This is a genomic window from Ochrobactrum quorumnocens (genome assembly GCF_002278035.1).
Taxonomy (GTDB): domain Bacteria; phylum Pseudomonadota; class Alphaproteobacteria; order Rhizobiales; family Rhizobiaceae; genus Brucella; species Brucella quorumnocens.
This window is the reverse complement of sequence record NZ_CP022605.1, coordinates 166,727-193,064: the sequence shown is the minus strand read 5'-3', so window position 1 is coordinate 193,064 and position 26,338 is coordinate 166,727. Positions and strand designations below refer to the sequence as shown.

Sequence of the window (26,338 nt, the reverse complement as noted above, 5' to 3'; positions counted from 1 at the left end):
ATGATCACTGTCGCTGATTGATGTCTGGCTTCCCGATGTGCGGAAGTCACGATGATGGTCATTGAACCTTATCACTTATTATCTAAAATTTTGAATGCGATGTATTCCATATAACTATTTGAAGTAAAACTAATAATCTCATTCGCCCGGAGATGTGCGAGCGCGAATACCGTGCATGTGCGGGCAAAAAAACAGAATATTTCTTATCGTAAATGAGCTTTTGCTGATAGCATATCAGTCCTCTGAACTGCATAAAAGCCTCGCTTGACAAGAAGCAAACTACTGTTCATAAATTTTACACATGTAAGAATTTTGCTATGCATTCGTAAAGGAGGAGACGAGATGCGAACCAAATCTTATGTAGCTGGGCTAATTGCGTCAGTTGCGGGGCTAGCCATTCTTTCGGGGGCTGCTTCAGCTGAAGAATTGACCATTGCCACTGTGAACAACGCTGACATGATCATCATGCAGAAGCTTTCGTCGGAATGGGAAAAGGAAACCGGCAACAAGCTTAACTGGGTAGTTCTTGAAGAAAACGTTCTGCGCCAGCGTGTTACCACCGACATTGCAACTAAAAGTGGCCAGTTCGACATCATGACCATCGGTGGTTATGAAGCGCCAATCTGGGGTAAAGCAGGATGGCTGCTAGAGGTGGATGATCTCGGCGACGATTATGATTATGACGATCTGATCAAGCCTGTCCGTGCGGGCTTAACGGTTGAGGATAAGCTCTACGCCGTACCGTTCTACGCAGAAAGCTCGTTCACCCTATATCGCAAGGATCTGTTTGAAGCAGCTGGCCTCAAAATGCCGGATGAGCCGACCTATGAGCAGATCAAGGAATTTGCGACCAAGCTTACCGATAAGTCCAAAGAGCAGTACGGTCTCTGCCTGCGAGGAAAACCGGGCTGGGGCGAAAACATGGCCTATCTTGGCACGCTCGTAAACACATATGGCGGACGTTGGTTCGATGAGCAGTGGAAACCGCAAATCAATTCGGACGAATGGAAGAGGGCAATTAGCTTCTACGTCGATCTGATGAAAGAAGCAGGCCCTCCCGGAATCACGTCCAATGGCTTCAACGAAAATCAGGCTCTCTTCTCGACTGGTCATTGCGCTATGTGGATCGATGCGACATCCGCAGCAGGACGCATCTACGACAAGACACAGAGCCAGGTAGCCGATAAGGTTGCTTTTACCAAGGCGCCTGTTGAAGTGACGCCGAATGGCTCGGCATGGGCATGGTCATGGAACCTTGCAATTCCGGCCTCAACCAGCAAGGCGGAAGCTGCAAAATCGTTCCTGAAATGGGCTACCTCCAAGAAGTATGTGGAGTTGGTCGGTGAGAAGGAGGGTTGGGTTGCTGTTCCTCCGGGCACGCGTCAATCCACGTATTCCAATGAGAACTACAAGAAGGCAGCACCCTTCGCTGAAACTGTTCTCAAGGCAATCGAGTCCGCTGATCCCACAAAGCCCACCAAGGACCCTGTTCCGTACACAGGCATCCAGTTTGTAGCTATCCCTGAATTCCAGGCAATCGGTACGATTGTTGGTCAGGCGATTTCTTCGGCTGTTGCAGGCCAGCAAACTGTCGATGCGGCTCTTGATGGTGCGCAGCGACAGGCTGAGCAGATGATGACGCAGGCTGGCTACATCAAGTAGTCAGGAAGCCAATGCTTGCTGTCCGATTGCAAAAGGACAGCAAGTTTGGGGTGTTCCAAACAAAATCGTGAAACGGCTTTGTATGGGATAATGCGTCGAAACGAAGAGTTAGAGCGGTTCCGTCGATTTAATCTCAACCGGAACCGCTGTAATTTTCGCAGGCTCTTAGTGGAGTGAGAGCATGAGCGGGAAGGGAGGGGCATTCAATGCCATCTGACAACGTTGCCGTCACCGGCACCAAATCTCGTTTTGCATCCAGATCGCGCCGTAGTATCCGTACCGGTCCTCTGCTCGCGCCAGCTGTGATTGTACTGCTTTTGTGGATGATTGTGCCGCTGGCAATGACGCTGTGGTTTTCATTCCAGTATTATAATCTGATCAATCCATTTGTGACGGGCTTTGCGGGCGTATCGAATTATTCGTTTCTTCTGTCGGACCCAGGACTATGGTCTGCCATTGCTAATACATTGATCCTGCTTGGATCTGTCCTGGCCATATCTATTGTACTGGGTGTTTTATTCGCCGTTATTTTTGATCAGGATTTCTTTGGCAAAAACATAGCGCGTCTTCTGGTCATTGCGCCATTTTTTGTCATGCCAACCGTGTCTGCGCTGATCTGGAAAAACCTGCTAATGCATCCGGTGAACGGCTTCTTTGCTTTTATTTCGCGTAGCTTTGGACTGCCGGTTATCGACTGGTTTTCGCAATTTCCCATGGCTTCAATCATCATGATTGTTTCATGGCAATGGGTGCCCTTTGCAACGCTTATCCTAATGACTGCGATGCAGTCGCTCGATCGCGAACAAATGGAAGCCGCTCGCCTTGACGGAGCCAAGGGGCCGGCGATGTTTTACTACATCATTCTGCCTCACTTGTTGCGGCCGATCTCGGTCGTCATCATGATTGAGACGATCTTCCTTCTATCAATCTTTGCAGAAATTCTTGTGACCACTTCGGGCGGTCCGGGTATCGCCACCACCACGCTCACCTATTTCATCTATCTCAAAGCGCTGCTGCAATGGGATATCGGCGGCGCATCGGCTGCGGGCGTTATTGCTATCGTCCTCGCCAATATTGTCGCCTTTTTCCTCATCCGCACAGTCGCGCGCAATCTGGATAATTAGGAGGCTGAGATGGCTGCAAAACGTAAATTCAACAAGGCCACAGTCTCCGCCGGTATCATTGGCTGGATTGTGGCGCTCCTGATGTTCTTTCCGATCCTTTGGATGTTGCTCGCAGCATTCAAAACTGAAATCGACGCTGTGGCACCGCCAAAGCTTTTATTTTCTCCAACGCTTGAGAACTTCGAGGCGGTCAATCAGCGAGCGGATTATTTCCGTTATGCGATGAATAGTATCGTTGAAAGCGTGGGGGCAACGATCCTCTCACTCATCATCGCGGTGCCCGCGGCTTATGCAGCAGCATTTTTCCCGGGTAGGCGTACCAAGGATCTTTTGCTTTGGATGCTTTCAACCAAGATGCTTCCAGCTGTGGGCGTTCTTGTCCCGATCTATCTGCTCGCCCGCGACAGTGGAATGCTCGACACTCGCACCGGCCTCATTATCATCTTCACATTGTCCAACCTGCCTATTGTGGTCTGGATGCTCTATTCTTTCTTCAAGGAAGTGCCGCACGAAATTCTTGAAGCCAGTCGCATGGATGGTGCAAAAGTGGGCCAGCAAATCCGTTATCTGCTACTGCCGCTCAGCTTGCCAGGCATCGCCTCAACCGCACTTCTCTCGATTATTCTTTGCTGGAACGAAGCATTCTGGAGCCTCAATCTGACGGCATCCAAGGCCGGTCCGCTAACCGCCTTCATCGCGTCCTTCTCATCGCCAGAAGGGCTGTTCTGGGCAAAACTCTCGGCGGCTTCCACGCTCGCCATCGCGCCAATCCTTGTCTTTGGTTGGATCACCCAGCGCCAGCTGGTGCGCGGTCTCACCTTCGGCGCCGTGAAATAAAGGGAACCCCATGGCCACGCTTTCTTTCCATAATGCGACCAAATCCTACGGCAACGTCGATGTCATCAAAGGCGTTGATCTGAATATTGAAGACCGCGAGTTTGTGGTTTTTGTCGGTCCATCTGGATCAGGTAAGTCCACGCTATTGCGGATGATTGCCGGGCTTGAAGAAATCACCGGGGGTGATCTCACCATTGATGGCCAGCAATGTAATGATGTGCCGCCTGATGAACGCGGTTTGGCGATGGTCTTCCAGACATATGCGCTTTATCCGCATATGAATGTGCGTGACAATATGGGCTTCGCACTCAAACTCGCAAAAATTCCCAAGTCAGAGCGTGACCGGAAAGTCGAAGAGGTGGCGAAGACACTTCAGCTCGATCAGCTTTTAGATCGCAAGCCAGGTCAGCTTTCAGGTGGTCAACGCCAGCGCGTTGCCATTGGTCGCGCCATGGTTCGTGAGCCGAAGATTTTCCTCTTTGATGAGCCGCTGTCGAACCTTGATGCAGCGCTGCGCGTGCAGATGCGTATCGAGCTGGCTCGTCTTCATGATCGCCTGAATGCAACCATGATCTACGTGACACACGATCAGGTCGAAGCGATGACGCTTGCTGATAAGATTGTTGTTCTGCGTGATGGCAAGGTTGAGCAGCTTGGTTCACCGCTTGAGCTCTATCATCACCCCGTCAATCAATTCGTTGCGGGCTTCATCGGTTCGCCAACCATGAACTTCATCGATGTTAAGGTGAAAGCAGTGGATGCAGAGGGCGTTACCGTCGTACTTGCGGACGGCAATAGCGTGACGGTGCCAGTTAAGAGCAACGGAGTCGATATCGGTGCATCACTGGTCCTTGGTGTTCGTCCTGAACATCTTCATCCGGCAAGTGATGGCACTCTGGATGGTGAGATTATGGTCGTCGAACGTCTGGGTGGCGAAACATACCTTTATGTACAGAATTCGGCTGCGAAGGACCTGATCGTTGCTGAAGCTGGTGGTGGCAGCACTGCACGCACCCATGAAGTCGCCAAGCTTGGCTTTAACCCGGCTGACGCACATCTCTTCAAATCTGATGGATTGGCGCTCGAACGGCGTGAGCGTCATCCACTTCTGCTTTCTGATAAGAAAACGCATCGTTGAGTGCAGTGAATAACTCTCCCGGAGACTTCCCATGAGTATGCCCACGAGACTAAAAGACAAAGTTGCCCTTATCACCGGTGCCGCACGTGGTATCGGTCTTGGCTTTGCAGAAGCCTACGCGCGTGAGGGCGCGAAAGTCATCATCGCCGACATCAATATTGAGCGCGCAGAAGAGGCGGCGCGCAGTCTGGGCAGTGCTGTGAAGGCGGTTAAGCTCGATGTGACTAACCTTGCAGATATCGAGAAAGTCGTGGCCGATATCGATAAGGAATATGGTGGCATAAACATTCTAGTCAACAACGCGGCTATCTTCGATATGGCACCGATCAATGCGATCACCGAAGACAGTTATGAAAGCGTACTCGGCATCAATCTTAAAGGTCCGCTATTCATGATGAAAGCGGTGTCGAATGTGATGATAGAGCGCGGGCGCGGCGGTAAAATCATCAACATGGCGAGCCAGGCTGGCCGTCGTGGCGAAGCATTGGTGACGCTTTATTGCCTGTCTAAAGCTGCGATTATCTCGGCTACCCAGTCGGCAGCACTTGCTCTTGTCAAGCACAACATCCAGGTCAATGCGATCGCACCGGGCGTTGTCGATGGGGAACATTGGGAAGTGGTAGATGCAAATTTTGCCAAATGGGAAGGACTAAAGTCCGGTGAGAAGAAAGCGGCCGTTGCTAAATCGGTACCAATTGGTCGCTTTGCCACGCCCGAAGATATCACAGGCATGGCCTTATTCCTTGCTTCATCTGACAGCGATTACATCCTCGCTCAGACTTTTGGTGTCGATGGTGGCAACTGGATGGCTTGAGCCATCTCTTAGAGCGCGTTTCAATCAGATCCGTGTTCTAGCCGTTTGTTCTAACGCGAATTTTCGTCGAAAGCCGTTTCTGGCATTCGCAATGTGCTCCAAGGTGCAGAAATGAAAGCCATATATTTTACCGGGCATGGCGTTGCGGAGCTCGCCCAATTGCCCGACCCCGAGCTAAAGCCCGGCCATGCCTTGATCGATGTCAAAGCGTCGGGTCTGTGTCATACCGACATCGACGTGTTGCATGGACGCTATGGCTCCAGTGCATTTCCGCTCGTGCCGGGACATGAATATGTTGGTGTTGTACTTGCTGTTGCTGAGGACGTAACCAACGTTAAGCCCGGGGATCGCGTCGCGGTCGATCCGAATATACCCTGTGGGCATTGCCGTGCCTGCCGGAAGGGTCTGACCAATCTTTGCTTGGACCTGAAGGCTTATGGCGTGACGCATAACGGTGGTTTCGCGGACAAGAGCCTTGTGAACGCGCGACATCTGCATCTCATCGGTGATCTGCCTTTCGATGTTGCGGCTCTGGCAGAGCCGCTGGCTTGTGTGCTCAATGGGCTTGGAGCAGCCGAACTGAAACCCGGCCCGCAAGGAGCTGAGACAGCACTGGTATTTGGCGCCGGCCCGATTGGCTTGCTGCTTGCGCTGTCGCTCAAAGCACAAGGTGTAGCGAACGTTGCTGTTGCCGATATTAATGAGCACCGGCTTGCATTCACTGAGAGCCTTGGGCTTGAGCCAGTTATTTCTGGCTCGGATGAACTTGAGGCGCGGAAGAAAAGCTTTGACTTTGTCGCTGATGCAACAGGAATTGCCAAGGTTGCAGAAGGTATGGTCGGCTTTACGGCAGATGGTGGAACGGTACTGGTGTTTGGCGTATGTGCACCTGACGCGCGTATTTCAGTGGCGCCGTTTGAGATTTTCCGCCGTCAGATACGCATAGCAGGTTCGCACTCGCTAAACCGTAATATTCCGCAAGCATTGTCAATTCTTCAGAACGATCAAGGCCACATGGCACGTCTGATATCGCATCGCCTGCCGATTGAAGAAATGCTGTCATTTTTTACAAAGCAAAGTGGCGACCCTGCCACGATGAAAGTGCAATTCGTCCCCGCGTGAGCCACTCTAGCTCAGATTAGTTCGGTCAGTGTTTGTGCCTGACCGAACTAACTCAAGTCGATTTAACGCTGCGCCACAGGACGAACCAATGGTGTCACTCGCCTGATTGTTACGCGGCGGTTTTCCTGTTCGGCCGTTTGCGTACGGATTTTCAGAAACCGTTCGCCGTACCCTTGAGTTACAAGATTTTCTGCTGGGATATCATAAACTTCCGTCAGCAGGCTTGCGACAGATTCCGCTCGTTGGTCGGAAAGCACAAGATTTGAACGATCAGAACCCACGGCATCTGTATGACCTTCGATGAAAAAGGTTTCCCCTGGATCCTTGGTCAGCACTTTTTGCATCGCGCTTGCAACTTTGCGAAGGGTTTTAGCCTGTGACAACGAAACCTCTGCGCTACCGGTAGCAAAATGAATGGTGTCCAGATCGATACGGCGCACCTTGTCACGCAAGCGAGCGGAGTGGCGAACCTCATCGATGGTATAGACGCGTTCAACACGTTCGACAGGTGGCAAAGCAAGGAAATCATAGAAGTCGCGTTCAGAGTCTGCTGCAACGTCAATGATATAATCGTTGACCGGAATGGTCAGCCGCATAGGAGGCAGATCATACCCGACATCGAAAATCGCTGCACGGGGATTATCGTCATACTCTGGCGCATAGATCATGAGATATTCATTTCCATCACGATCAATACGCGAGCGCTGTAAAATATCGCCGTAGCGGTCATAGACCGTCACGATCTCGTATCCACCGGGACGCACAATGGTTTCGCGCAAGCGACCACGCGGCAACTCATCATAGTAAGTGCGTTCAGCGTCGCGGCGCAGGCGAGGGCGATCATCTCCGCGGACGAATATACGGTCGCCTGTCTCCAGTATGACGCGGTTATCGATCTGCTCGATAACCTTCACATTCGTCACATTGTTGACGGTTGTGTTGTTAATGACGGTATTATTTATAACCGTGTTATTGACGATATTGGTAGTATCCGGAACGACGAACGCTGGCGCATCCTTGATGCGCGTACCTTCTTCCTTGAGATTGGCTTCGATTTTCTGAGGCAGAGCAGCCTTCAAATCTGCGGGGATTTCTACCTGAGCTGCGGCGTCATCGGTAGGTGGTGGCGTCTTTTGTTCGTCAGCCGCGCGTTGTTGTTCACGTTGTTTACGGCGCTCTTCCCGAGATTGATTACCACCGGAATTGTCCGCGTCCTTGTCGCTATCAAGAATTGCAGCGCCGTTTTCCACCGGCAGAACAACGGTTTCATCCGTGCTGGCGGGATCTTTCGCGATCTCCTGATTTTGCTCGGTTGTCCGCTCGTCAACAATTTCAGCCTTAGGTTCTGCTGGCAAATTGTTCGCAGGCTGTTGCGCTTCTTGTTCAGGCTGCGGCTCTGGCTGCGGTTGCTGTTGATCTGGTTGTTCCGCTGGAGCCGGTTCAGCGTCCTGAGGCTTTTCATCTGAGGCAGGTGTCTTTGGGGCAGGTTGTTCAGGCTGCACCTGAGGGGCGGTTGGCTCTTCCGGCTGCTGTACGGGTTCCTGACCAGTGGGTGCCGCGGGCGCCTCTCCGGATTGAGTTGGCTCCGATGGCTGATCCGGCTTTTCGGTTGGCTTGGACTGCTCTGCAGCCTCTCTCGCCTGCCTTTTTGCTTCTTCGTCGATTGCCTTCTGCTGCTCAGCACTCATCTGCTGTTCTGCAGCTTCCCGTTGGGCTTGTTCGGACGCACGTTTTTGTTCTTCTGCCTGTCGATCAGCTTCTTCCTGAGCTGCTTTCTGCTGCTGATCCACTGCGCGTCTGGCTTCTTCTTCTGCTGCTTTCTGTTGCTCGGCAGCTTGTCGGGCAGCATCCTCAGCTTCTTTTCGGCGCGTTTCTTCCGCGATTGCATTCTGCTCATCGGCTTGACGGCGGGCTTCTTCTGCCGCCCGTTCCATTTCTTCTGTCTGTTGCTGACGCAATGATTGATCATCGGAGGGTTGCTCGCTGCTATCCTGCGCGAGGATGATTGTTGCAGCCGATGTTTCGGCCTGAACCGGCTGCATCATTATGGATGCTGAAAGCGCCGGTACGACAACCGTTGCGAGAAGCTTGGAACGAATAGTCATTATCCCTCTCCTTGAAGGCAGAAATTGCACACGCCTTATTTCATCAAGCCCGATCAAATATGGCGCTTTGTGTCGTCATCATTATTGGTCGATTTAGAGCAAAGTTCGGCGACATCACGAAATCGTTAGCTGAAAGTTTATGAACCTTTGCTGAATATCAGCGCGCTAATATATTTTGAGATACATAGATCATCGAATTATGAAGTTCCAATTGGTTTGAAGAGGCGCATTCGTTTGGAGGTTCGGGTGGCAATTCATATGACGCAGTGTGTGCAGGCGAAACAACATATCATGGCGATCACACTTTCGACGTGTTGAGAGAATTCTTAAGCTGACTGCATTGAGTAGGCAGATCGAATTGATTGGGGGTAGGGAGAGGTGGACGCCAAATCGGTTTTTCTAACCGTCACTTTGATTATCCTTGCCAACGGCGCTATGCTAAGCGCCATCAATCGCGATTTTCCGGTGTCACTGCGACCTGCTGCAATGAACTGGATGTGGGCGACTTTGCTCGTCGCGTTCGGGTGCGCTATTTTTGCAGCCAGTAAAATTGCACCACCTGCCGTGACGGTAACCATAGCAAACGCCTGCCTTTTTGCGGGTCTGTGCCTGTATTATACGGCAATAAGACAGTTTCATAACCTGAAAAGCATTCTGTTCCCCTGGGTGATTTCCATCCTCGCGATGATACCTTTCACGTATTTTGTGATTGTGATGCCCAATACACTGGCGCGTATCGTTATCGTCTCCATTGTATGGATTTGGTTGATGGCAGCCAGTATTCGTATCCTCGCCAACCGACGTTATAGCGATGGATCGCGCAGCCGTGTGATGTTGCTATCTCTATACATTGCCGCTCTGAGCGCCACCGCCGCCCGTGCACTTTTTTATGTGGGCATCAGTCCCAGTGCTGCCCTGGACATTGCAGACAATACCAACTGGATGAACGCGGTCACGCCGCTGTTCCTTGCCGTTCTTCCCATCATTGGAACAACCGCCTTTATATTGATGTGCACCGACCAGATAAGGCGCCGATGGGAGCGGGCCGCATCCAGGGATTATTTAACTGGGCTGCCCAATCGCAGAACTTTGAATGAAGTCGGCGCAGACAGATTTGAAGCCACCAGCGCGTGTGAAGTTCATCACGCGGTGGCAGTCCTTGATATCGATAATTTTAAGCTGATCAACGACAGCCATGGCCATGATGTTGGCGACAGGGTTCTCAAACATGTTGCCTTCCGCTTACAGGCGTCGATGGAGAACGGAGATTTCGTCGCGCGCTCTGGCGGAGAAGAGTTCGTGATAATTTTTGGTGAAGCCAACAGTCAGCAGGCCATAACGGCGACAGAAGGGATCCGAAAGAAAATTGAAAAAGATGTATTTTCCATCGGTAATGTCGAAATAAAAGTGACGGTATCGATCGGTGTGGCTAAGCAGAAAAATTCATCGTCATCATTCGACAGCATTCTGCGTAAAGCCGACATGGCACTTTATGAAGCGAAATCACACGGAAAGAACCGTGTTGAAACAGCTTCTTCATAGTGTTTTTTAGACGCTTACGTCAAAATTTGCGTAACCGAGCGCGTCGCTGAAATCATCATAGGAACAAATTGCCTTATCAGAGTGTCTTCGTTGTAGCGCAGGTTTGATGCGGCAAGGACAGCGGCAGCTGTTGTGTGCCCATCCGGTAAGTAAATTGGCGCAGCCAGTGCAATATCGTTGGTATAGACCTGCTCTTCTGCGATAGCGAAACCGCGCTGACGCGTTTCATATATCCGCCGCCAGATTTTCTCCGGATCAAAAACCGTTTTAGGCGTATAGGCTCGTAAGTCGCTGCGCGCCAGAATGTCGTGGATTTTGCTATCATCAAGACCAGCCAGGAATACCAATCCGGCTGCAGAGCAATATGCCGGCAATCTGCTGCCAACAATGACATCATTATCAAGCGTATTTGAGGAAAGATAACGTGCGAGATAGATAATGTCGGTGTCGTCGAGCAAGGTGAGAGAAATTGTCTCTCCTGTGCTGCGATTAAGATGGAGTAAATAGGGATGTGCCCTCTGCACGAGTAAACTCGAGCGTGTATAGCGGTAAGCCATGTTAAGAGACTTGGCCGCCAGCTCATAGGTCTTGCTACCCGGCACTTTCTGAATATAGCCAAGATGTAGCAATGTATGGGCAAAACGCTGTGCCGCTGAGCGGTCGATACCGGCGCGTTGAGCCAGTTGCGTCAGAGTTTGGCGAGAATGAACCGGGTCGAATGTCTCAAGAACACGAAAAGCTTTTTCAACCGCTCTGACCATCATTGGGTCGTCATGTTCTTCATCGTTCTTTGCCATTGTTAGCTCAACCTCTCCTCTGACATGGCATTCCCGATACCATCATCTAGTCAATAATTATTACCTATTCTCAGATAGCTTAAAGATTCTCCTGATCGTTACTCACTAAATGCTGCATATAACGAGACAGGAGGAAGAAAGGTGTCGATATCGACACCCTTCCCGTTTGTTTTAGAAACGAATGCCTTCAGGCAGGGCGGAAGTATCCATGCCGGCGTCCTTGAAGCCTTCAAGGAGTAACGGAACAATTGCCTGGTTCGAGCGGTTTTCGTCTGCCCATTTCTGGAGGAATTCCTGAACGCGGCCGTCTTCATCCTTGCGGGTCGCAGCTGAAACAGGAATGCCGTGGACTGGTTCTGGCACTTTGTAGCTTGAGAAAATGCCACGTGCGCTTTCAAAAGTTTTTATGCAGATCGGCAGTTCCTGCAGCATGTAATCAGCACGGCCAGACTGCACAGCCATGATCGCCTCGCTCATTTCCTTAAGGTTCATGATCTTGGCGTTTGGCATGTCCTGCTTGATGAACGCAGTTTGTGCTGCGCCTGTGACCATCGCGAATGTAACATTGGGCGAATTGTATTCTTCCCATGTCGCCATAGGCTCTTTGCCCTTGGCGCCAATGACACAATCCGACATCTGCCAAACGGGGCCAGCCATGGCCAAAGCCTTTTTGCGCTCTTCCGTTGCCGTCATACCTGGAAAAATATCAAGGCGACCAGACTGCAAATCGAGCACAACGCTCTGCCATGTCACTTCACGCCATTTCAGCTTGAGCTCTTTACCCATGGCCTTACCCAGATCCGCTGCCATCTTGCGGCAGACCCGTGGTCCGTAACCGGCATATTCGAGGTTTCCACCCACATGAAACGATGTCGGTGGATAGTTTCTGACTCCGCCGCATACAACTTCACCGGTACGTTCGATCTTGTCCCATACCGATTCAGCCATTGCTGGCGCACTCATTGTAATGCTTGCACAAGCCAAAAGCGCAGCTGCAATCGTCTTCATCATTATCATATTCCCTTCAAGTGCCCTTCTATGGAGAGCTTTAAATTGCCCGGTTGCACCTTGTGATCTTCTCATTATCAACGACAAGCGAAAAATCATTTCTTCACGAAAATCCATCATTAAAAATTGAAATTAAACATAATATCAACATAAGTAATCGTATATCGATTATATTTAATCACAATATGATTAATTAATAATTATTTGTGCGAAATTGCTTTTCTTCAACTTCGAATCAAGCTAGCTGCGAAAAAAAGGCTGCCTGATCCGGATTCAGTGTGGCCGCAAAAATGGGAGTGCATTCGGATGTACCAATTTGACTGGTCCGTTATTCTGGACGGACAATTGTGGCTCAATGCTATTGGTGTAACGGTGGCCTATGCCTTCGTTACGTCGCTGGCAGGTCTTCTCATCGGTGTCGTATTAGGGCTCGCCTTAGTATCCCGTATTCCGGTTCTGACCTGGGTCATCAATACCTACATACATCTCTTTCGCTGCACACCACTACTCGTGCAGATCGTCTGGTTCTTCTATGCATTGCCGATGCTCACTGGCTACACCTTGCCGGATTGGTTCGCAGCCGGACTGGGCCTGACGCTTTACATGGGTGCGTTTGCAGCTGAAATTTTCCGGGCCGGCGTGATCTCAATTGATCGCGGACAATGGGAAGCATCGACCGTATTGGGGTTCTCCTATTTTACGAAAATGCGACACATCATTCTGCCGCAGGCAACGCGACGCATGATCCCGCCAATTGTCAGTCAGACAATTCTGCAACTTAAGAACACATCGCTTCTTTCAGTGGTGGCAGTTCCTGATCTTATGTATGCGGCTGGTAGCTTGACGATGGAAACGTACAGACCACTTGAGGTCTATACCTTTGCAGCATTGCTGTATCTGGCGATCCTCACTCCCGTGACGCTGATTGCGAACCGTTTCGAAATCAAACATTGAGGGTCATGCGATGATTAACGTCAAAAGCCTGCGTAAAACATTTGGTACGCATGAAGTTCTCAAGGGGATAGATCTTTCAGTAGATCGTGGCGATGTGGCCGTTCTTATTGGGCCATCAGGCTGTGGGAAGTCGACATTACTTCGTTGTCTTGATTTGCTCGAGCAGCCAACGGAAGGTCTTATTGAGATTGCAGGCAACAGCCTGGATTTTCACGCAAAGAGCAAGTTCTCGGAGCGAGTTAAAGCCGAATTTCGCGCCAAAACTGGCATGGTTTTTCAGGGGTTCCATCTCTTCCCACACATGACTGTTCTGCAAAATGTGATGTCCGGTCCACTGCTGAACAAGCTGAAGACGAAGCCTCAAGCGCAAGAACTGGCCATGAAGCTCCTTCAGCGAGTTGGGCTGTCTGACAAAATCAGTCTCTATCCGCATCAGATTTCTGGTGGTCAGGCGCAGCGTGTGGCTATCGCACGTGCCTTGGCTCTGGAGCCGGAAGTTATGCTGTTTGACGAACCAACATCAGCGCTCGATCCAGAGTTGGTGGGTGAGGTTCTTGATGTGATGCAGGGACTGGCTGCTGACGGAACAACAATGATTGTCGTTACGCATGAAATGAGTTTCGCACGCAATGTCGCGTCAAAAGTCATTTTCATGGAAAGCGGGCATGTTGTTGAGACAGGCGCACCGGGAGAAGTACTGCGCCAGCCTAAAACGGACCGTCTGAAGAGCTTCCTTTCCAAAGTTGAGCACTAATCAAAATACCAGACAGAAGCGGATATTCGACAATGAAGCACTATGATCTGCATGGAATGTTCCCCGCAATTCCAACACCACTGACTGAAGCCGGACAACTCGATGTTGCAAAGCTGGAAGTCCTTATTGAGGCAAATCTGGCTGGCGGTGCGAAGGGGCTTGCGCCTGTCGGTGGCACGGGCGAATTTACCGCGCTTTCCGCCGCTGTCAGGCTCGAAATTGTGCGGGAAACGGTACGGATTGTGAATGGCCGCGTTCCGGTTGTCGCCGGCGTCGTCTCGCCGGGCTGGGCTGAAGCAGTAGATCATGGCAATGCGTTTAAAGAAGCAGGCGCTGATGCGCTGCTGCTGGTAACCCCATTTTACGTTATTCCGAGCCAGCAGGGCGTGATCGACTATTTCCGCGCTTATCGAAAGACTGTTGATCTACCACTTGTCTATTATGATGTGCCTGCGCGAACCAGCTTTGTAACCACGGTCGAAACGCTGAAGACGCTGGGTGAAGATGGTACGATCATCGGTGCAAAAATTTGCAATACCGATGCTTATTATTTCAACCGCTTGTCTGCGGCGATTGGTGATCGTATCGCGTTGTTATCTGGCGACGACATGATGTACGCTATCCATATCATGTATGGTGCTAAGGGCGGCATTCTTGCCAGCGCTCCGATGTTGCCAGCTTACTGGACACAGATCCATGATACGCTTGTTGACGGAAATTATGCGGAAGGGATTGCGCTTCATCGGAAGCTCCTTCCAACATTCGCAGCTTTGTTCAACGAAGTTAATCCTGGTCCGTTGAAAGCAATGATGGCTCAGCTGAGCCTGCCAGTGGGGCCTGTCTCTTTGCCTTTGAAGACACCCAATGACGCAACCCAGGCACTGATACTCAAGGCAGTTGAAGGTTTGCGCACCGAAGGGATCGCATAGTCCATGACAGGCGGGGCGGGATTTCTGGATTTTGCGGAAGCGCGGGAACGAGCAAAGGTCTTTCTCCCCCGCGCTTTGTTTGAATATATTGATCGGGGAACCGAAGCAGAAACCGCCCTTTCGGCGCTTCATAATGGTTTCGCCAAGCGCCGTGTTGTTCCACACGTCCTGCGTCCAGTCACCACGCCTGATCTGTCTGCACAATACCTTGGGAGCACACACAACTGTCCGTTTATGATTGCTCCTACCGCTCTGGCGGGCATGGTCCGCTATGATGGGGAAGTTCTCATGGCGCGCGCAGCAAAAGCAGCCGGGCTGCCTTATGTTGTGGCAACGCAGTCATCGACCAGTATCGAGCAGATTGCGGCCGGAGCACCCAATAGCGACTTATGGTTTCAGCTATATGTCTGGCGTGATCGTTCAGAAACATGGAAACTGCTTGAGCGTGCAAAAGCATGTGGTGTTGATACTTTGGTATTGACGGTTGATACGCCAGCATCACCTAAAAAGATCCATAACCGACGCAATGGTTTTGGGGTGCCACTACAATTTTCAGCCACGCTGGCAGTGGACTTGATGCTTCATCCGCATTGGACACTTGGAGTCATGGGACGATATCTATTGCGCAAAGGATTCCCGTCCTATGCGCATTATCCCGGGGATGTGGCTAAAGCAGTGACAGATTCCATCCGCGATCCGCGCTTCGCTCTCGACACTGTGCTTGATAGAGATTTCGTCAAAGAGCTTCGTCACCGCTGGCCGCATAAACTTCTGATCAAAGGAGTTTTGTCTGCGGCTGACGCAATTGAGGTTTTCGATTTAGGTTGCGATGGCGTGGTGGTATCGGCGCATGGCGGCCGCAATCTCGATAGTGCGGCTCTGCCATTGGACGTTCTGCCAAGGATACGGGACGCTGCGGGGCCTCACAAAACGCTTTTTGCCGACAGTGGCGTGAGACGCGGGTCTGATGCAGCAAAACTACTGGCGGCTGGTGCTGATGGCGTGTTTCTTGGGCGTGCGCCTCTCTATGGTCTTGCAGCAGGGGGCGCAGACGGCGTTGTGCGTATGGTTGAACAGTTAAGGGACGAACTGCGTTTGTTTCTCGGCTTTGCCGGCGCCCAGGATATTTCTGCACTTCGCCAATCCGAATGGGTTGGTTGACCGCCACTTCCCAAAAGACGTGCTTTTCAATTTCACAGGTAAGAAAATGTTGTCCAAGTCCAGCTCCAATGATGCTTTCCTGCACGACCTTCGTCAGGCCGTTGGCAGCCAGTATGTGTTGACTGATGCTCATGATAAAGAGCCGTTCCTGACTGACTGGCGTGGCTATGAGACTGGACAGGCAATCGCTGTTGTTTTGCCAGCAACCACTGAACAGGTTTCTTCCGTAATGCGCATTGCCAGTGAGCATGGCAGCACGATCGTTCCTCAAGGGGGCAATACCGGATTGTGTCAGGGCGCGGTCCCTCTAAGTCTGGGACGTACCATTGTTCTGGGTCTGCGTCGTCTAGATGCAGTTCGTGAAATTGACAAAGCGTCGAATGTAATCGTGGTTGAAGCTGGATTGACCCTGACGGCAGCTCATGATGCCGCAGGTTCCGTTGATCGTCGTTTTCCATTGCATCTTGGCAGCGAAGGCAGCGCACAGATCGGGGGGCTGGCATCAACCAATGCTGGAGGAACCAGTGCTCTTCGTTACGGTCCTATTCGTGACCTGATCTGCGGCATCGAAGTGGTGCTGCCGGATGGTCGGGTATTGAACGATTTGAAGGCATTGCGCAAAAACAACACCGGGTATGATTTAAAGAACCTCTTCATCGGAGCTGAAGGCACACTGGGGATCATCACGGCGGCCGCTCTGCGTTTACAGCCAGTGCTGCGGTCATCAGGACATGCTTGGATTGCTTTGCCAAATCTCGATGCTGCAGTAACCATTCTGATGGGCTTGCAGGATCGGTTTGATACTGCGGTCCAGGCGGCGGAGCTCTTGTCTGGTGAGCAGGTTGATCTGGTTCTGCAACATATACCGCGTTCGAGGCATCCGCTTGAAAGCCGGCCAGATTGGTCCTTGCTTGTCGAACTGGGTAGTACAGACGCGACGACAGAGCTTCATGTCGCTCTCGAAGAATGGTTGGCAGAGCAGTTTGAGGCCGGTTTGGTTGAAGATGCCTTCATTGCTCAAAGCGAAGCACATGCGGAAGACATCTGGCATTTAAGGCACTCGGTGTCGGAGGCCAATAAACTGCATGGACATAGCTTGTCACATGACATTGCTGTGCGTCCGGCAATCGTACCGTTGATGATCAAACGCGCTACTGCAGCTGTCCATACAATCTATCCTCAGGCAACGATTCTGATTGTGTCTCATATTGGTGATGGAAATATTCATTTCATCGCACATTTCACACATGATGAATGGGCGGCATTTGCTGATCCAGCAGACGTGACAGCTAACGTCATGAAGCAGGTTCATGATGTTGTTGACGAACTCGGCGGCACTTTTTCTGCTGAGCATGGGATTGGTCGCAAGTTGGTCTCTGAGCTTGCCACGCGTTCTGACCCCGTTCGTATGGAACTCATGCGATCATTGCGTAGTGTGTTGGATCCCAACGGACGAATGAATCCGGGAAGTGTCTTTGCTAACTAGAGCTACTCCTCAAAAACTATGAAACTGCTTTCGACGTTTTTTAGCGGGAGAGCCCATTTTCATCATCAATCAAGGTGAGGCGGGAAGGGGGCGATGGCCCCCACCGCCAAAGAACGAGATTAAGATCATCTTTGTTTGCACCTTTTGCAAAACTGCGCACCAGCAAGCCACTATAACCGGCTGCGATTAAGCGTCTCGCAAAAATCTGCGTCGTGGCTTCACTTTTCAATCGCATTTGCTCTCGCCAACCATCATGCGCAAGCATTGCTGCGTCCATTCCCATTTCTTCTAATGCGAGCTCGTCCCTGCAGTCGAAAATAGTTTCGACCTCTGCATCATAAGGCACAATTGTCGTTGGTTGCAGGTTGCCAACCTGATTGGCCTCGCGAAGTGCGGTCATGATGCTGAGGGACGCGTAAAGCGCCGAAACCCCTTTGGGATTGAAGCGCCCGCCGTAAAGCTCAGCGCCCCGCCCGGAAAGAGGCTCCCGCGCAAAAACAGGATTCAAGGCTCGATAAAGTTTGTCTTGATAGCTGATTGGCACGGTCAGGCATAAACCCCGGCATCAACAGCATCTATATAATCAAGAACTTCACTGGCCCTGCCAGTGAGCACCAATTGCATAGCTGTCTGGCCTGAAAAGCCCGCCAACGGTTCGGAACGATACCAGGCATAAGCCATAAGAGCTGAACCAAAACGTGGCTCGACCTTGTTTAAAATCTCGACCATCTCGCGTAGCCGCTTCTGCGTCTTGTCAGATTGTACGCGGTCTTTCCGCTGTACGGCATCGCGTCCCAATCCTGCCGAACGGGCAACTTCATCGCTTGTCGTACGTAACGCATCAGCGATTTTCCGTGGTGCAAACAGACCGTTATCTGAATATTGTGCGAGGCCCCATGATATTGTCTCCTTCCCAAGATGCCACTTATTATGACATAATTTAGCGTCATAATAAGTGGCATTCAAGGTCGCGGATTGACTTTAATTTAACTCGCGATCAATATCGCGTCTCAGGATAATGGCGGTCGTGAGATCTTCGACCATATCATGCCCTGCAATCAAATCGCGTACCCGATTAAGGCCGTCGATTGAACCCGTCTCCAGTTCGACGATCAGATCAAGCTGGCCGCTCACTGATGATACCCGGCGCACTTCCGGGTGTCGTGCGAGGATATCCAGCAGATCATGTGCGGGGGTCCGTCGCAGATTGATTAAAAACGCTGCTCGAATGACATTTGCGTCAATTTCACCGATATCGGCGCGGTATCCTCTTATGACTCCGCTGCGCTCAAGATTTGTGACGCGTTCACTCGTAGCACTACGCGACAATCCAATACGCCCCGCAAGCGTTTTCAACGCAATACGTGCTTCCTTCGACAGGATTGCCAGTATTTCACGATCTTTCGCATCTAGTTCGCGCATTATCACCCTATTCACATGGCCGGACATATGCCGGTCTATTCCGACAATGTGCCGGTTATCCCGACAGGATACTTGATGCCCGAAAATCCTTTGCATGCCAAGCTGCGGCTAAGAAATGTAACCTGGAAAAATACTGGCTATGACCGATCTCTCCCATCCCGCACCACAGTTTTCAGCGATTGATGCCGAAAGGCTTGCCAAAGAAGTTTTTGGCGTAAGTGCCAGCGCGTCTGAACTCGATAGTGAGCGTGATTGTAATTTCCGTCTGAAAACCGGAACGGAGTCTGATTGGATCTTAAAGATCGTCAATGCCAGCGAACCGAGAGTTGAGAGCGAGTTTCAGACGGCTCTGCTGCATCATCTTTCCAGTGCAAAGTCCAGATTGGCTGTACCGCATCTCAAGACAAGTCTCTCCGGTGACCTCCTCGCCCAAGCCGTTGCTGAAGACGGCGAAAAGCATGCGCTACGTTTGGTTGGCTGGCTCCCTGGAACACCACTGGCACAAGTAACCAGAACATTCGATTTGATGCGCAATCTGGGCCGTTCATTGGGTGAACTGGATCACGCGTTGCAGGGGTTCATTCATCCAGGCGCGCTCCGGGACCTGGATTGGGACCTTCGTTATGCAGGTCGTGCGCGTACACGCCTGCACTTCATTGACGATGCAGACAAAAGAGCACTGCTTGAGCGGTTTATCACTCGCTTTGAAACTCTGATCGAGCCCAAGCTTGCAGGTCTACGCGCACAGGTTATTCATAATGATGCAAATGACTGGAATGTTCTGGTCGATAACAGAGACAACGGAAAGATTGCTGGTCTCATCGATTTTGGTGATGCCGTTCATACAGTGCTGATCGCGGAAGTCGCGATTGCATGTGCTTACTCAGCGCTCGACATGGAAGACCCTATTGGCGCGGCGGCGACACTTGCTTCGGGGTTCCATGAAAAATATCCGCTCAAAGCGGAAGAAGTTGATCTGCTGTTCGACCTTATTGCGATGCGGCTCGTAACGAGCGTCACAGTTTCAGCCTCGCGTCGGGAAAAGACCAACGACAATCCTTATCTCGCCATCAGCGAGGCGCCAGCTTGGCGTCTCCTGGAGAAAATGGATGCGATGAACCCACGGTTTGCGACAGCCATTTTGCGTAAAGCTTGCGGCTTTGACGCCATAGATGGTGCTGGTGCTGTCCGCGAATGGGTATCTGATAACGCCAAAACATTTGCCTCAATCGTGCATCCCGCGCCTGCGACCATGACCAAAGCGATTGTACCTTATGGGGATGCATCTCATTTCATGACAGTTGCTTCCGCCGAGCAGCGTGCAACAGAGGCCACGAAGTGGTGGGACGATTTTTGCGTAGAGAATAGCATTGATCTGGGCATAGGTTCCTGGGGTGAAAAACGAACTGTCTATACAGACAAGGCATTTGAATCACGCTTCATCGATGGTCAGCGCCGCATTCATCACCTTGGTGTAGATTTATTCATGCCAGCAGGTACTCCGCTTTACACGCCACTGGCGGCAACCGTTATAAGCGTTGAAATTGAACACGAGCCACTTGGATATGGCGGTCTGGTCAAACTTGAACACCGCCCAGAAGGCTGCCCGCCTTTTGTGACGCTTTGGGGGCATATGGCTCATGAGGCGCTGGAGCGTCTGCGGCCTGGTCAGAAACTTCAGGCTGGCGACCTCGTCGGTCATATGGGCGATATTCATGAGAACGGTGGGTGGACACCACATCTGCATTTTGGAATGACGACAGACGTCAATCTGACGGCAACCGAGATTTTGGGCGTCGGTGAATCTGCATATCTTGATGTATGGGCAGATTTGTTCCCCGATGTCGCTGAACTGGCTGGTATTCCACCAGAAACGTTCCATCAGGATGGTCGTACGCGAGCCGAAATAATCGAGAAGCGCAAAGAAATCCTGCTGCCAAACCTGTCGATTTCCTATTCCGAACCGATAAAGTTTGTTCGCGGGGAGGGCACATGGCTTATCGATAACCATGGGCGTACCTATCTCGATTGCTTTAACAATGTCTGTCACATTGGCCATGCACATCCCGAAGTGGTTGAGGCCATTGCCCGACAAGCGGCAGTGTTGAATACCAACACCCGTTATCTGCATGACAACATTGTGGAATATGCGGAGCGACTGACAGCAACTCTGCCAGAAGGGCTCACCGTCGCATCATTTGCCTGTTCAGGCAGCGAGGCGAACAGCCTAGCCTTGAGAATGGCGCGTAATCATACCGGTCGCAATGAAGCGATTGTGCTTGATTGGGCTTATCACGGCACAACACAGGAACTCATCGATCTTAGCCCTTATAAATATAAGCGCAAAGGTGGAAAGGGTCGCCCTGCACATGTGTTTGAAGGCGTCATTCCTGATAGCTATCATGCTTCGGAAGATTGGCCTGTTGAAGAACATGCCAAGCGCTTTGCCAGCAACATTGCCGAGCATATCGATACAATGCGCAATCAGGGCCGGACACCCGCATACTTCCTGGCTGAATCCATTCCAAGTGTTGCCGGTCAGGTGTTCCTGCCGGAAGGCTATCTCAAAGAAGTCTACGCTATGGTTCGCGCTGCGGGCGGTGTATGTATTGCCGATGAAGTGCAGGTCGGCTTTGGTCGTGTGGGGAGTCATTGGTGGGCCTTCGAATTGCAAGACGTTGTCCCTGACATCGTCACCATGGGCAAACCCATTGGTAACGGTCATCCGATGTCGGCGGTTGTCACAACGCGGGAAGTGGCTGACAGCTTTAATAATGGCATGGAGTATTTCAATACATTTGGCGGCAATCCGGTTTCGTGTGCCGCAGGCCTCGCTGTACTCAATGTTATTGAACGTGATGGCTTGCGCAAAAATGCGCTCGATGTCGGCAACTATCTGCTTGATGGTTTTCGCGAAATGCAAACGCGTTTTGACATCATCGGCGATGTTCGTGGCCAGGGCCTGTTTCTCGGAATTGAACTCGTCATGAATCGGAAGACCAAGGCACCCGCGACCGCTCTCGCACAACGCATCAACGATGGTGCAAGACAGCGTGGCATTTTGATGGGCACTGAAGGCCCACATGATAACGTGTTGAAGATGCGCCCATCTATGGTTTTCAGTCGCGACAATGCCGATCATCTGCTCAGCGTCCTGAACGACAGCTTTGTGGCTGCTCTGCGGTAAAACGCCCGAACGACTTCACACTAAAGGCCGTATTTCCGCTCGGATAGCCCGGCGGAAATACGGCCGTTTTGTTTAGCCTGTTCACTTCAATGCACGCGGAAGAACCTGAGCGGAGCTCTGGTAAACGCAGTGGAAGCGCTCGTGTCTTAAGCCGACAATATGCCGGTTGATTCCGTCAATATGTCGGGCTGGCAGACATATTGCAGGATGCTTGCAAACTAAGCCTGTGCCAAGCTCACAAATGAAGGTTAGTGGCAAACCATAACCCTAAAACAAAAAGACAAATCCAGAGGAAACGGAAAGTCATGAGTTCAAAGCTGAAGAGCCTCATTGCAATCGCAGCGGTTGCTATTACTGCAAGTTTTTCGAGTGTGCCAGTGCAGGCTGATGAGCTTGAAAAGCTCAAAGAATCCGGTGAGATGCGCATTGCTATGAGCGGTCAGTATCCACCGTTCAGTTTCACGAACGAACAAAACGAAGTTGTTGGCTTTGACGCATCGATCGGTTCTGCAATTGCAGAAAAAATGGGGCTCAAACCAAAGATCATGACCACACCGTTTGATGGCATTATTGCGGGTCTTCTCGCAAAGAAATACGATGCTGTTGTTGCGTCCATGACAATCACGCCAGAGCGTGAAAAGGCCGTCGACTTTGTCGGTCCTTACTATCATGCTGGACGTACTATCGTTGTAAAAGACGGCTCAGACATTCAGAAACTCGAAGACCTGAATGGCAAGACCGTTGGTGTCACAATGGGCGACGCTCATGAGAAATGGGCAAAAGCGCAGGGTGATCTGACGGTTCGCACCTATAAAGGCCTGCCTGAAATGCTGATCGATCTGGAGGCAGGTCGCATCAACGCGCTTGTCATGGATAGTATTCCGGTAATGATTGCTGTGAAGGAAACTGGCCAGAAGGTCCGTATTCTGGACACACCAAACATTGAGGGCGGTCGCGTTGCGCTCGGTATCGCAATTCGCAAAAACAATCCTGAACTTAAAGCTGTGATGCAGAAGACCCTCGACGAAATGCTCGCTAATGGTGATTACGAAAAGATCTCCATGCAGTGGATCGGTAGCGACATTCGCTAATCGAGTTTAAGTCCGGCCCGGAACAACCGGGCCGGTTCACATGGCTTTCCGGAGTATCTTTATGGATCTTGCGTTAATGCAGCGCGTCCTCCCATTTTTCCTGGAGGCTGCATGGGTCACTGTGCAGATTTCTGTGCTGGCTCTTTTGCTGGGATTCGTCGTCGCAGGCATACTGGTGATCGCACGTCTGTCGAACAGCGCCATGCTGCGTTTTTTGTCCGGTGCATATATTAGTGTGTTTCGCGGCACTCCATGTCTGGTTCAATTGTTTGTCCTGTATTTTGGCGGCCCGCAGATTGGCCTGGAACTGGAGCCTTATTCCGCAGGAGTTATTGGGCTCGGACTGAACATCGGTGCCTATATGGCTGAATCCATTCGCGGAGCAATCGCGAGTGTGGACCGCGGACAAATGGAGGCAGCACGCTCCATAGGCTTTGATCGGGAAAAAACATTACGTTTGATCATCTTGCCACAAGCTGCCCGTCTCATGATCCGACCATTGGGCGTAAACGCTGTTGCTCTTGTCAAAGGATCGGCATTGGTTTCAACAATATCGGTCGTGGAACTCACCTATACAGCGCAGCGCTTTATCAGTTCAACATACAAGCCTTTCGAGATATTTGCAGTCGCAGCTGTTCTTTACATGATCATTGTTTATGTCGTCGTCATGATTGTCGATCTGCTCGACAAGCGCTTTGCGCCGCGTTGAGGGAGGACACATCATGCCAACACTCGATTTCAGTATCGTTGTTCCTTATACCGACCTTCTTTTGGTCGGACTTTGGTGGACGGTTGTTCTAGCCGTTGCATCCAGCATTCTCAGCTTTGTTTTCGGCATTCTGTTTGCTCTGATCGTTCTTTACGCGCCGTCTGTACTTGCATATCCCATACGCTTCTTCATGTGGCTTTTTATGGGAACGCCTTTGCTTTTGCAGCTCTACCTCATCTATTATGGGCTCGTGCAAATCGGCATCGATATTCCGGCACTTTTTGCAGGCATTATCGGTCTGAGCCTGCATTTTGCCGTCTATAATGCGGATGTCATTCGTGCAGGTATTGTTTCGGTTGATCCCGGACAAACAGAGGGTGCCCGGTCAATCGGCCTGAGCCGCGGACAAGCACTACGTTATGTCATCATTCCGCAGGCGATCCGGAACACTATTCCGCCTATCGGTAACAACATGATCGTTCTGCTCAAAGATACATCGCTTGTTTCGATTATCGGAATTGCTGAACTGGTCAATAGTGCACAGATAGCCATCAGCGAAACCTATAGTCCATTTGAGTTTTATCTCACCGCAGCTGCACTCTATTATCTGGTAAACCTCGTTATGGAAGCAGGGCTGCGACATATTGAAAGAAAAGTGGAGGTAACGCGATGAGCACGCTGAAGCCAATGGTTGAAGTTAAAGGTGCCCGCAAAGCCTATGGCGTACTGGAAGTTCTGAAGGGAATTGATCTTTCGGTATCGCGCGGACAGATCATCGCAATTATAGGTCCAAGCGGTTCAGGAAAGAGTACGCTTCTGCGTTCCATCAACCATCTTGAAACGTTAAATGGTGGCGAAGTCTGGCTCGATGGGACACAAGTCAATCAACCGCTCAAAGGACAGGCCTTTGAAAAGCATATCAACTCTGTGCGCCAGCAAATGGGAATGGTTTTCCAGCACTTTAATCTGTTCCCACATTTGACTGTTCTGGAGAATATCACACTTGGTCCGATCAAGCTTAAGAGCATGATCAGGTCGCAGGCACGTGAGCTGGCGCTTGAGCTGCTTGCCAAGGTTGGACTGGCCAGTAAGGCAGATGTCTATCCCTCCCGCCTCTCGGGCGGTCAGAAGCAGCGCGTGGCGATTGCTCGTGCATTGGCGATGCAGCCAAAGGTCATGCTGTTCGATGAAGCAACCTCTGCACTCGACCCCGAGCTGGTTGATGAGGTGAACCTTGTCATGAAGCAGCTTGCTGCCGAACACATGACCATGCTGATTGTCACGCACGAAATGCGTTTTGCTGGCGAAGTTGCCGACAAGATTTTGTTTATGGACTGCGGCGTGGTTGTTGAAGAAGGTACACCTGATGCACTCTTGCGTAACCCTCAGCAGGATCGTACACGCACATTCCTGAAAAATTATCTGGCGGTGTGAGCTCCTGAAGGGGGGTCACCATGTAATGAATATGCATTAAGGCGCTGATCAAAATCAGCGCCTTAATGCTTGCTGCCCAACGAACATTTCATTTGTGGCATGGCGACACGGTTGTTTTAGCGTGTTCGTGCCCTATTCTCCTTTGCATGCCAAAGTATAAAGAATCCAAAGAGCCGATGGAATGGACTGCGCCGTCGCTATTTTCGTTTCCCGGTTTTCACTATTTAAAGACCGATGTGTCTACGAATTGGGCAGATTTCTCTGATCTGACAAGATTGTCTTTCTTTTTTGATCTTGATGGCACCCTTCTTGACCTTGCACCCACGCCGGATGCTGTTCGAGTAGAAGTAGGACTTCAAGAGAATCTGGAACTCTTGTCTAAGCGCACATCCGGTGCGGTCGCCATTGTAACCGGTCGTTCGATCAAGTTTGTTGATCAACTATTTCCTCGGCATTCCTTTTTCGTGGCCGGTCTTCACGGCGCCGAGTTTCGCTTCGGGTCAGAAAAATCTTCGACATATGAAATGGCTCACTCGAACGCGGAGCGCCACGACGAATGGTATTTGACAGCCCGCGATATGGCCAAAGGAGAGGCGGACCACCTTGAAGGTGTCATTTTCGAAGACAAAGGCGGAGCCTTTGCCCTTCATTATAGGTTGGCACCAGACAAGGAAGAAGCTGTGCGTCATATCATGACGGCAGCTGCGGAAAGTGCCGGGGCGGCGTACTCGCTACAAGGCGGGAAGTTTGTATTTGAACTCAAACCGGCTGGCAGTGACAAGGCTCAGGCGTTGCGTCGGTTCATGCGAGTAGGTCCTTTCCAGAGCAAGTTTCCGGTCGCTGCGGGAGATGATCTCACCGATGAAGCGATGTTTCTTGAGGCCAACTCGATGGGAGGTGCCAGTATTCGGGTGGGCATGCATGGCGTTGGAAACAAAACCAACGCTTCGATAGTTACCCACTCTCCAGAACAGTTCAGGTGCTGGATAGGGAGGCTTTGTAAGTGAAGCAATTCAAGGATGAATTAGAAAACGCAATTTCAATACCGCATTTGAATCTGCC

24 protein-coding genes are annotated in these 26,338 nt (G+C 51.0%); 18 read left to right on the top strand and 6 right to left on the bottom strand.

Annotation, left to right across the window (positions count from 1 at the left end; all coding sequences use genetic code 11):
• Positions 1–342 precede the first annotated feature (342 nt).
• From CES85_RS22945 to CES85_RS22920, 6 genes are all read left to right on the top strand, one after another.
• The gene (locus tag CES85_RS22945) at positions 343–1,662 is read left to right on the top strand and encodes an ABC transporter substrate-binding protein (RefSeq protein ID WP_095448163.1); all 1,320 of its coding nucleotides are present in this window, start codon (positions 343–345) and stop codon (positions 1,660–1,662) included.
• Between the two features lie 206 nt (positions 1,663–1,868).
• Positions 1,869–2,786: a carbohydrate ABC transporter permease gene (locus CES85_RS22940; RefSeq protein ID WP_095448162.1), complete on the top strand. Its 918-nt coding sequence runs from the start codon at positions 1,869–1,871 to the stop codon at positions 2,784–2,786.
• Positions 2,787–2,795: 9 nt separating this feature from the next.
• The gene (locus CES85_RS22935) at positions 2,796–3,623 is read left to right on the top strand and encodes a carbohydrate ABC transporter permease (RefSeq protein WP_095448161.1); all 828 of its coding nucleotides are present in this window, start codon (positions 2,796–2,798) and stop codon (positions 3,621–3,623) included.
• A 10-nt stretch (positions 3,624–3,633) separates the two neighbouring features.
• Positions 3,634–4,761, top strand: a complete 1,128-nt coding sequence (locus CES85_RS22930; protein ID WP_095448160.1) for an ABC transporter ATP-binding protein — start codon at positions 3,634–3,636, stop codon at positions 4,759–4,761.
• Between the two features lie 37 nt (positions 4,762–4,798).
• Complete coding sequence (locus tag CES85_RS22925; RefSeq protein ID WP_095448827.1) at positions 4,799–5,575, top strand: L-iditol 2-dehydrogenase; 777 nt, start codon at positions 4,799–4,801, stop codon at positions 5,573–5,575.
• Positions 5,576–5,686: 111 nt separating this feature from the next.
• Positions 5,687–6,697 (top strand): zinc-dependent alcohol dehydrogenase family protein, encoded by a 1,011-nt coding sequence (locus CES85_RS22920; RefSeq protein ID WP_095448159.1) that lies wholly within the window; start codon positions 5,687–5,689, stop codon positions 6,695–6,697.
• A gap of 62 nt (positions 6,698–6,759) precedes the next feature.
• Here the strand turns inward: CES85_RS22920 and CES85_RS22915 are convergent, their stop codons facing one another.
• Entirely contained in the window at positions 6,760–8,802 is a 2,043-nt protein-coding gene (locus tag CES85_RS22915) for an OmpA family protein (RefSeq protein WP_095448158.1), read from the bottom strand.
• 378 nt (positions 8,803–9,180) lie between these two features.
• Between CES85_RS22915 and CES85_RS22910 the strand changes: the two genes are divergently transcribed.
• The gene (locus tag CES85_RS22910; protein ID WP_095448157.1) at positions 9,181–10,344 is read left to right on the top strand and encodes a GGDEF domain-containing protein; all 1,164 of its coding nucleotides are present in this window, start codon (positions 9,181–9,183) and stop codon (positions 10,342–10,344) included.
• Positions 10,345–10,358: 14 nt separating this feature from the next.
• Here CES85_RS22910 and CES85_RS22905 read toward each other — a convergent pair whose 3' ends face one another.
• Positions 10,359–11,141 (bottom strand): IclR family transcriptional regulator, encoded by a 783-nt coding sequence (locus CES85_RS22905; protein ID WP_094573756.1) that lies wholly within the window; start codon positions 11,139–11,141, stop codon positions 10,359–10,361.
• Between the two features lie 171 nt (positions 11,142–11,312).
• Positions 11,313–12,152, bottom strand: coding sequence for a transporter substrate-binding domain-containing protein (locus CES85_RS22900; protein ID WP_157743484.1), 840 nt, complete (start codon positions 12,150–12,152; stop codon positions 11,313–11,315).
• 303 nt (positions 12,153–12,455) lie between these two features.
• Here CES85_RS22900 and CES85_RS22895 point away from each other — a divergent pair, with 303 nt between their 5' ends.
• Genes CES85_RS22895 through CES85_RS22875 form a run of 5 tightly spaced genes read left to right on the top strand, consistent with a single transcriptional unit; the run spans position 12,456 to position 17,433 of the window.
• Entirely contained in the window at positions 12,456–13,103 is a 648-nt protein-coding gene (locus tag CES85_RS22895; protein WP_095448155.1) for an amino acid ABC transporter permease, read from the top strand.
• 10 nt (positions 13,104–13,113) lie between these two features.
• Positions 13,114–13,857, top strand: coding sequence for an amino acid ABC transporter ATP-binding protein (locus CES85_RS22890; RefSeq protein WP_095448154.1), 744 nt, complete (start codon positions 13,114–13,116; stop codon positions 13,855–13,857).
• A 32-nt stretch (positions 13,858–13,889) separates the two neighbouring features.
• A complete protein-coding gene (locus CES85_RS22885; RefSeq protein ID WP_095448153.1) occupies positions 13,890–14,786 on the top strand; it encodes a dihydrodipicolinate synthase family protein in 897 nt (298 codons plus the stop codon).
• Positions 14,787–14,789: 3 nt separating this feature from the next.
• Positions 14,790–15,947, top strand: a complete 1,158-nt coding sequence (locus CES85_RS22880) for an alpha-hydroxy acid oxidase (RefSeq protein ID WP_095448152.1) — start codon at positions 14,790–14,792, stop codon at positions 15,945–15,947.
• 46 nt (positions 15,948–15,993) lie between these two features.
• Entirely contained in the window at positions 15,994–17,433 is a 1,440-nt protein-coding gene (locus CES85_RS22875) for an FAD-binding oxidoreductase (protein ID WP_095448826.1), read from the top strand.
• A gap of 40 nt (positions 17,434–17,473) precedes the next feature.
• Here CES85_RS22875 and CES85_RS22870 read toward each other — a convergent pair whose 3' ends face one another.
• From CES85_RS22870 to CES85_RS22860, 3 genes are all read right to left on the bottom strand, one after another.
• Positions 17,474–17,971: an RES family NAD+ phosphorylase gene (locus CES85_RS22870; protein ID WP_095448825.1), complete on the bottom strand. Its 498-nt coding sequence runs from the start codon at positions 17,969–17,971 to the stop codon at positions 17,474–17,476.
• A gap of 8 nt (positions 17,972–17,979) precedes the next feature.
• Entirely contained in the window at positions 17,980–18,336 is a 357-nt protein-coding gene (locus tag CES85_RS22865; RefSeq protein WP_095448824.1) for an MbcA/ParS/Xre antitoxin family protein, read from the bottom strand.
• 78 nt (positions 18,337–18,414) lie between these two features.
• Positions 18,415–18,855, bottom strand: coding sequence for an Lrp/AsnC family transcriptional regulator (locus CES85_RS22860; protein WP_095448151.1), 441 nt, complete (start codon positions 18,853–18,855; stop codon positions 18,415–18,417).
• Between the two features lie 139 nt (positions 18,856–18,994).
• Between CES85_RS22860 and CES85_RS22855 the strand changes: the two genes are divergently transcribed.
• From CES85_RS22855 to otsB, 6 genes are all read left to right on the top strand, one after another.
• The gene (locus CES85_RS22855; protein ID WP_095448150.1) at positions 18,995–22,042 is read left to right on the top strand and encodes an aminotransferase class III-fold pyridoxal phosphate-dependent enzyme; all 3,048 of its coding nucleotides are present in this window, start codon (positions 18,995–18,997) and stop codon (positions 22,040–22,042) included.
• 305 nt (positions 22,043–22,347) lie between these two features.
• A complete protein-coding gene (locus CES85_RS22850) occupies positions 22,348–23,133 on the top strand; it encodes an ABC transporter substrate-binding protein (protein WP_095448149.1) in 786 nt (261 codons plus the stop codon).
• Between the two features lie 61 nt (positions 23,134–23,194).
• A complete protein-coding gene (locus CES85_RS22845; protein WP_095448148.1) occupies positions 23,195–23,842 on the top strand; it encodes an amino acid ABC transporter permease in 648 nt (215 codons plus the stop codon).
• Positions 23,843–23,855: 13 nt separating this feature from the next.
• Positions 23,856–24,515 (top strand): amino acid ABC transporter permease, encoded by a 660-nt coding sequence (locus CES85_RS22840; RefSeq protein WP_095448147.1) that lies wholly within the window; start codon positions 23,856–23,858, stop codon positions 24,513–24,515.
• Complete coding sequence (locus tag CES85_RS22835; protein WP_095448146.1) at positions 24,512–25,276, top strand: amino acid ABC transporter ATP-binding protein; 765 nt, start codon at positions 24,512–24,514, stop codon at positions 25,274–25,276. The genes CES85_RS22840 and CES85_RS22835 overlap by 4 nt, the downstream gene beginning before the upstream one ends.
• 176 nt (positions 25,277–25,452) lie before the next feature.
• The gene (gene otsB / locus CES85_RS22830) at positions 25,453–26,283 is read left to right on the top strand and encodes a trehalose-phosphatase (RefSeq protein ID WP_157743483.1); all 831 of its coding nucleotides are present in this window, start codon (positions 25,453–25,455) and stop codon (positions 26,281–26,283) included.
• The last annotated feature ends 55 nt before the right edge of the window (positions 26,284–26,338 follow it).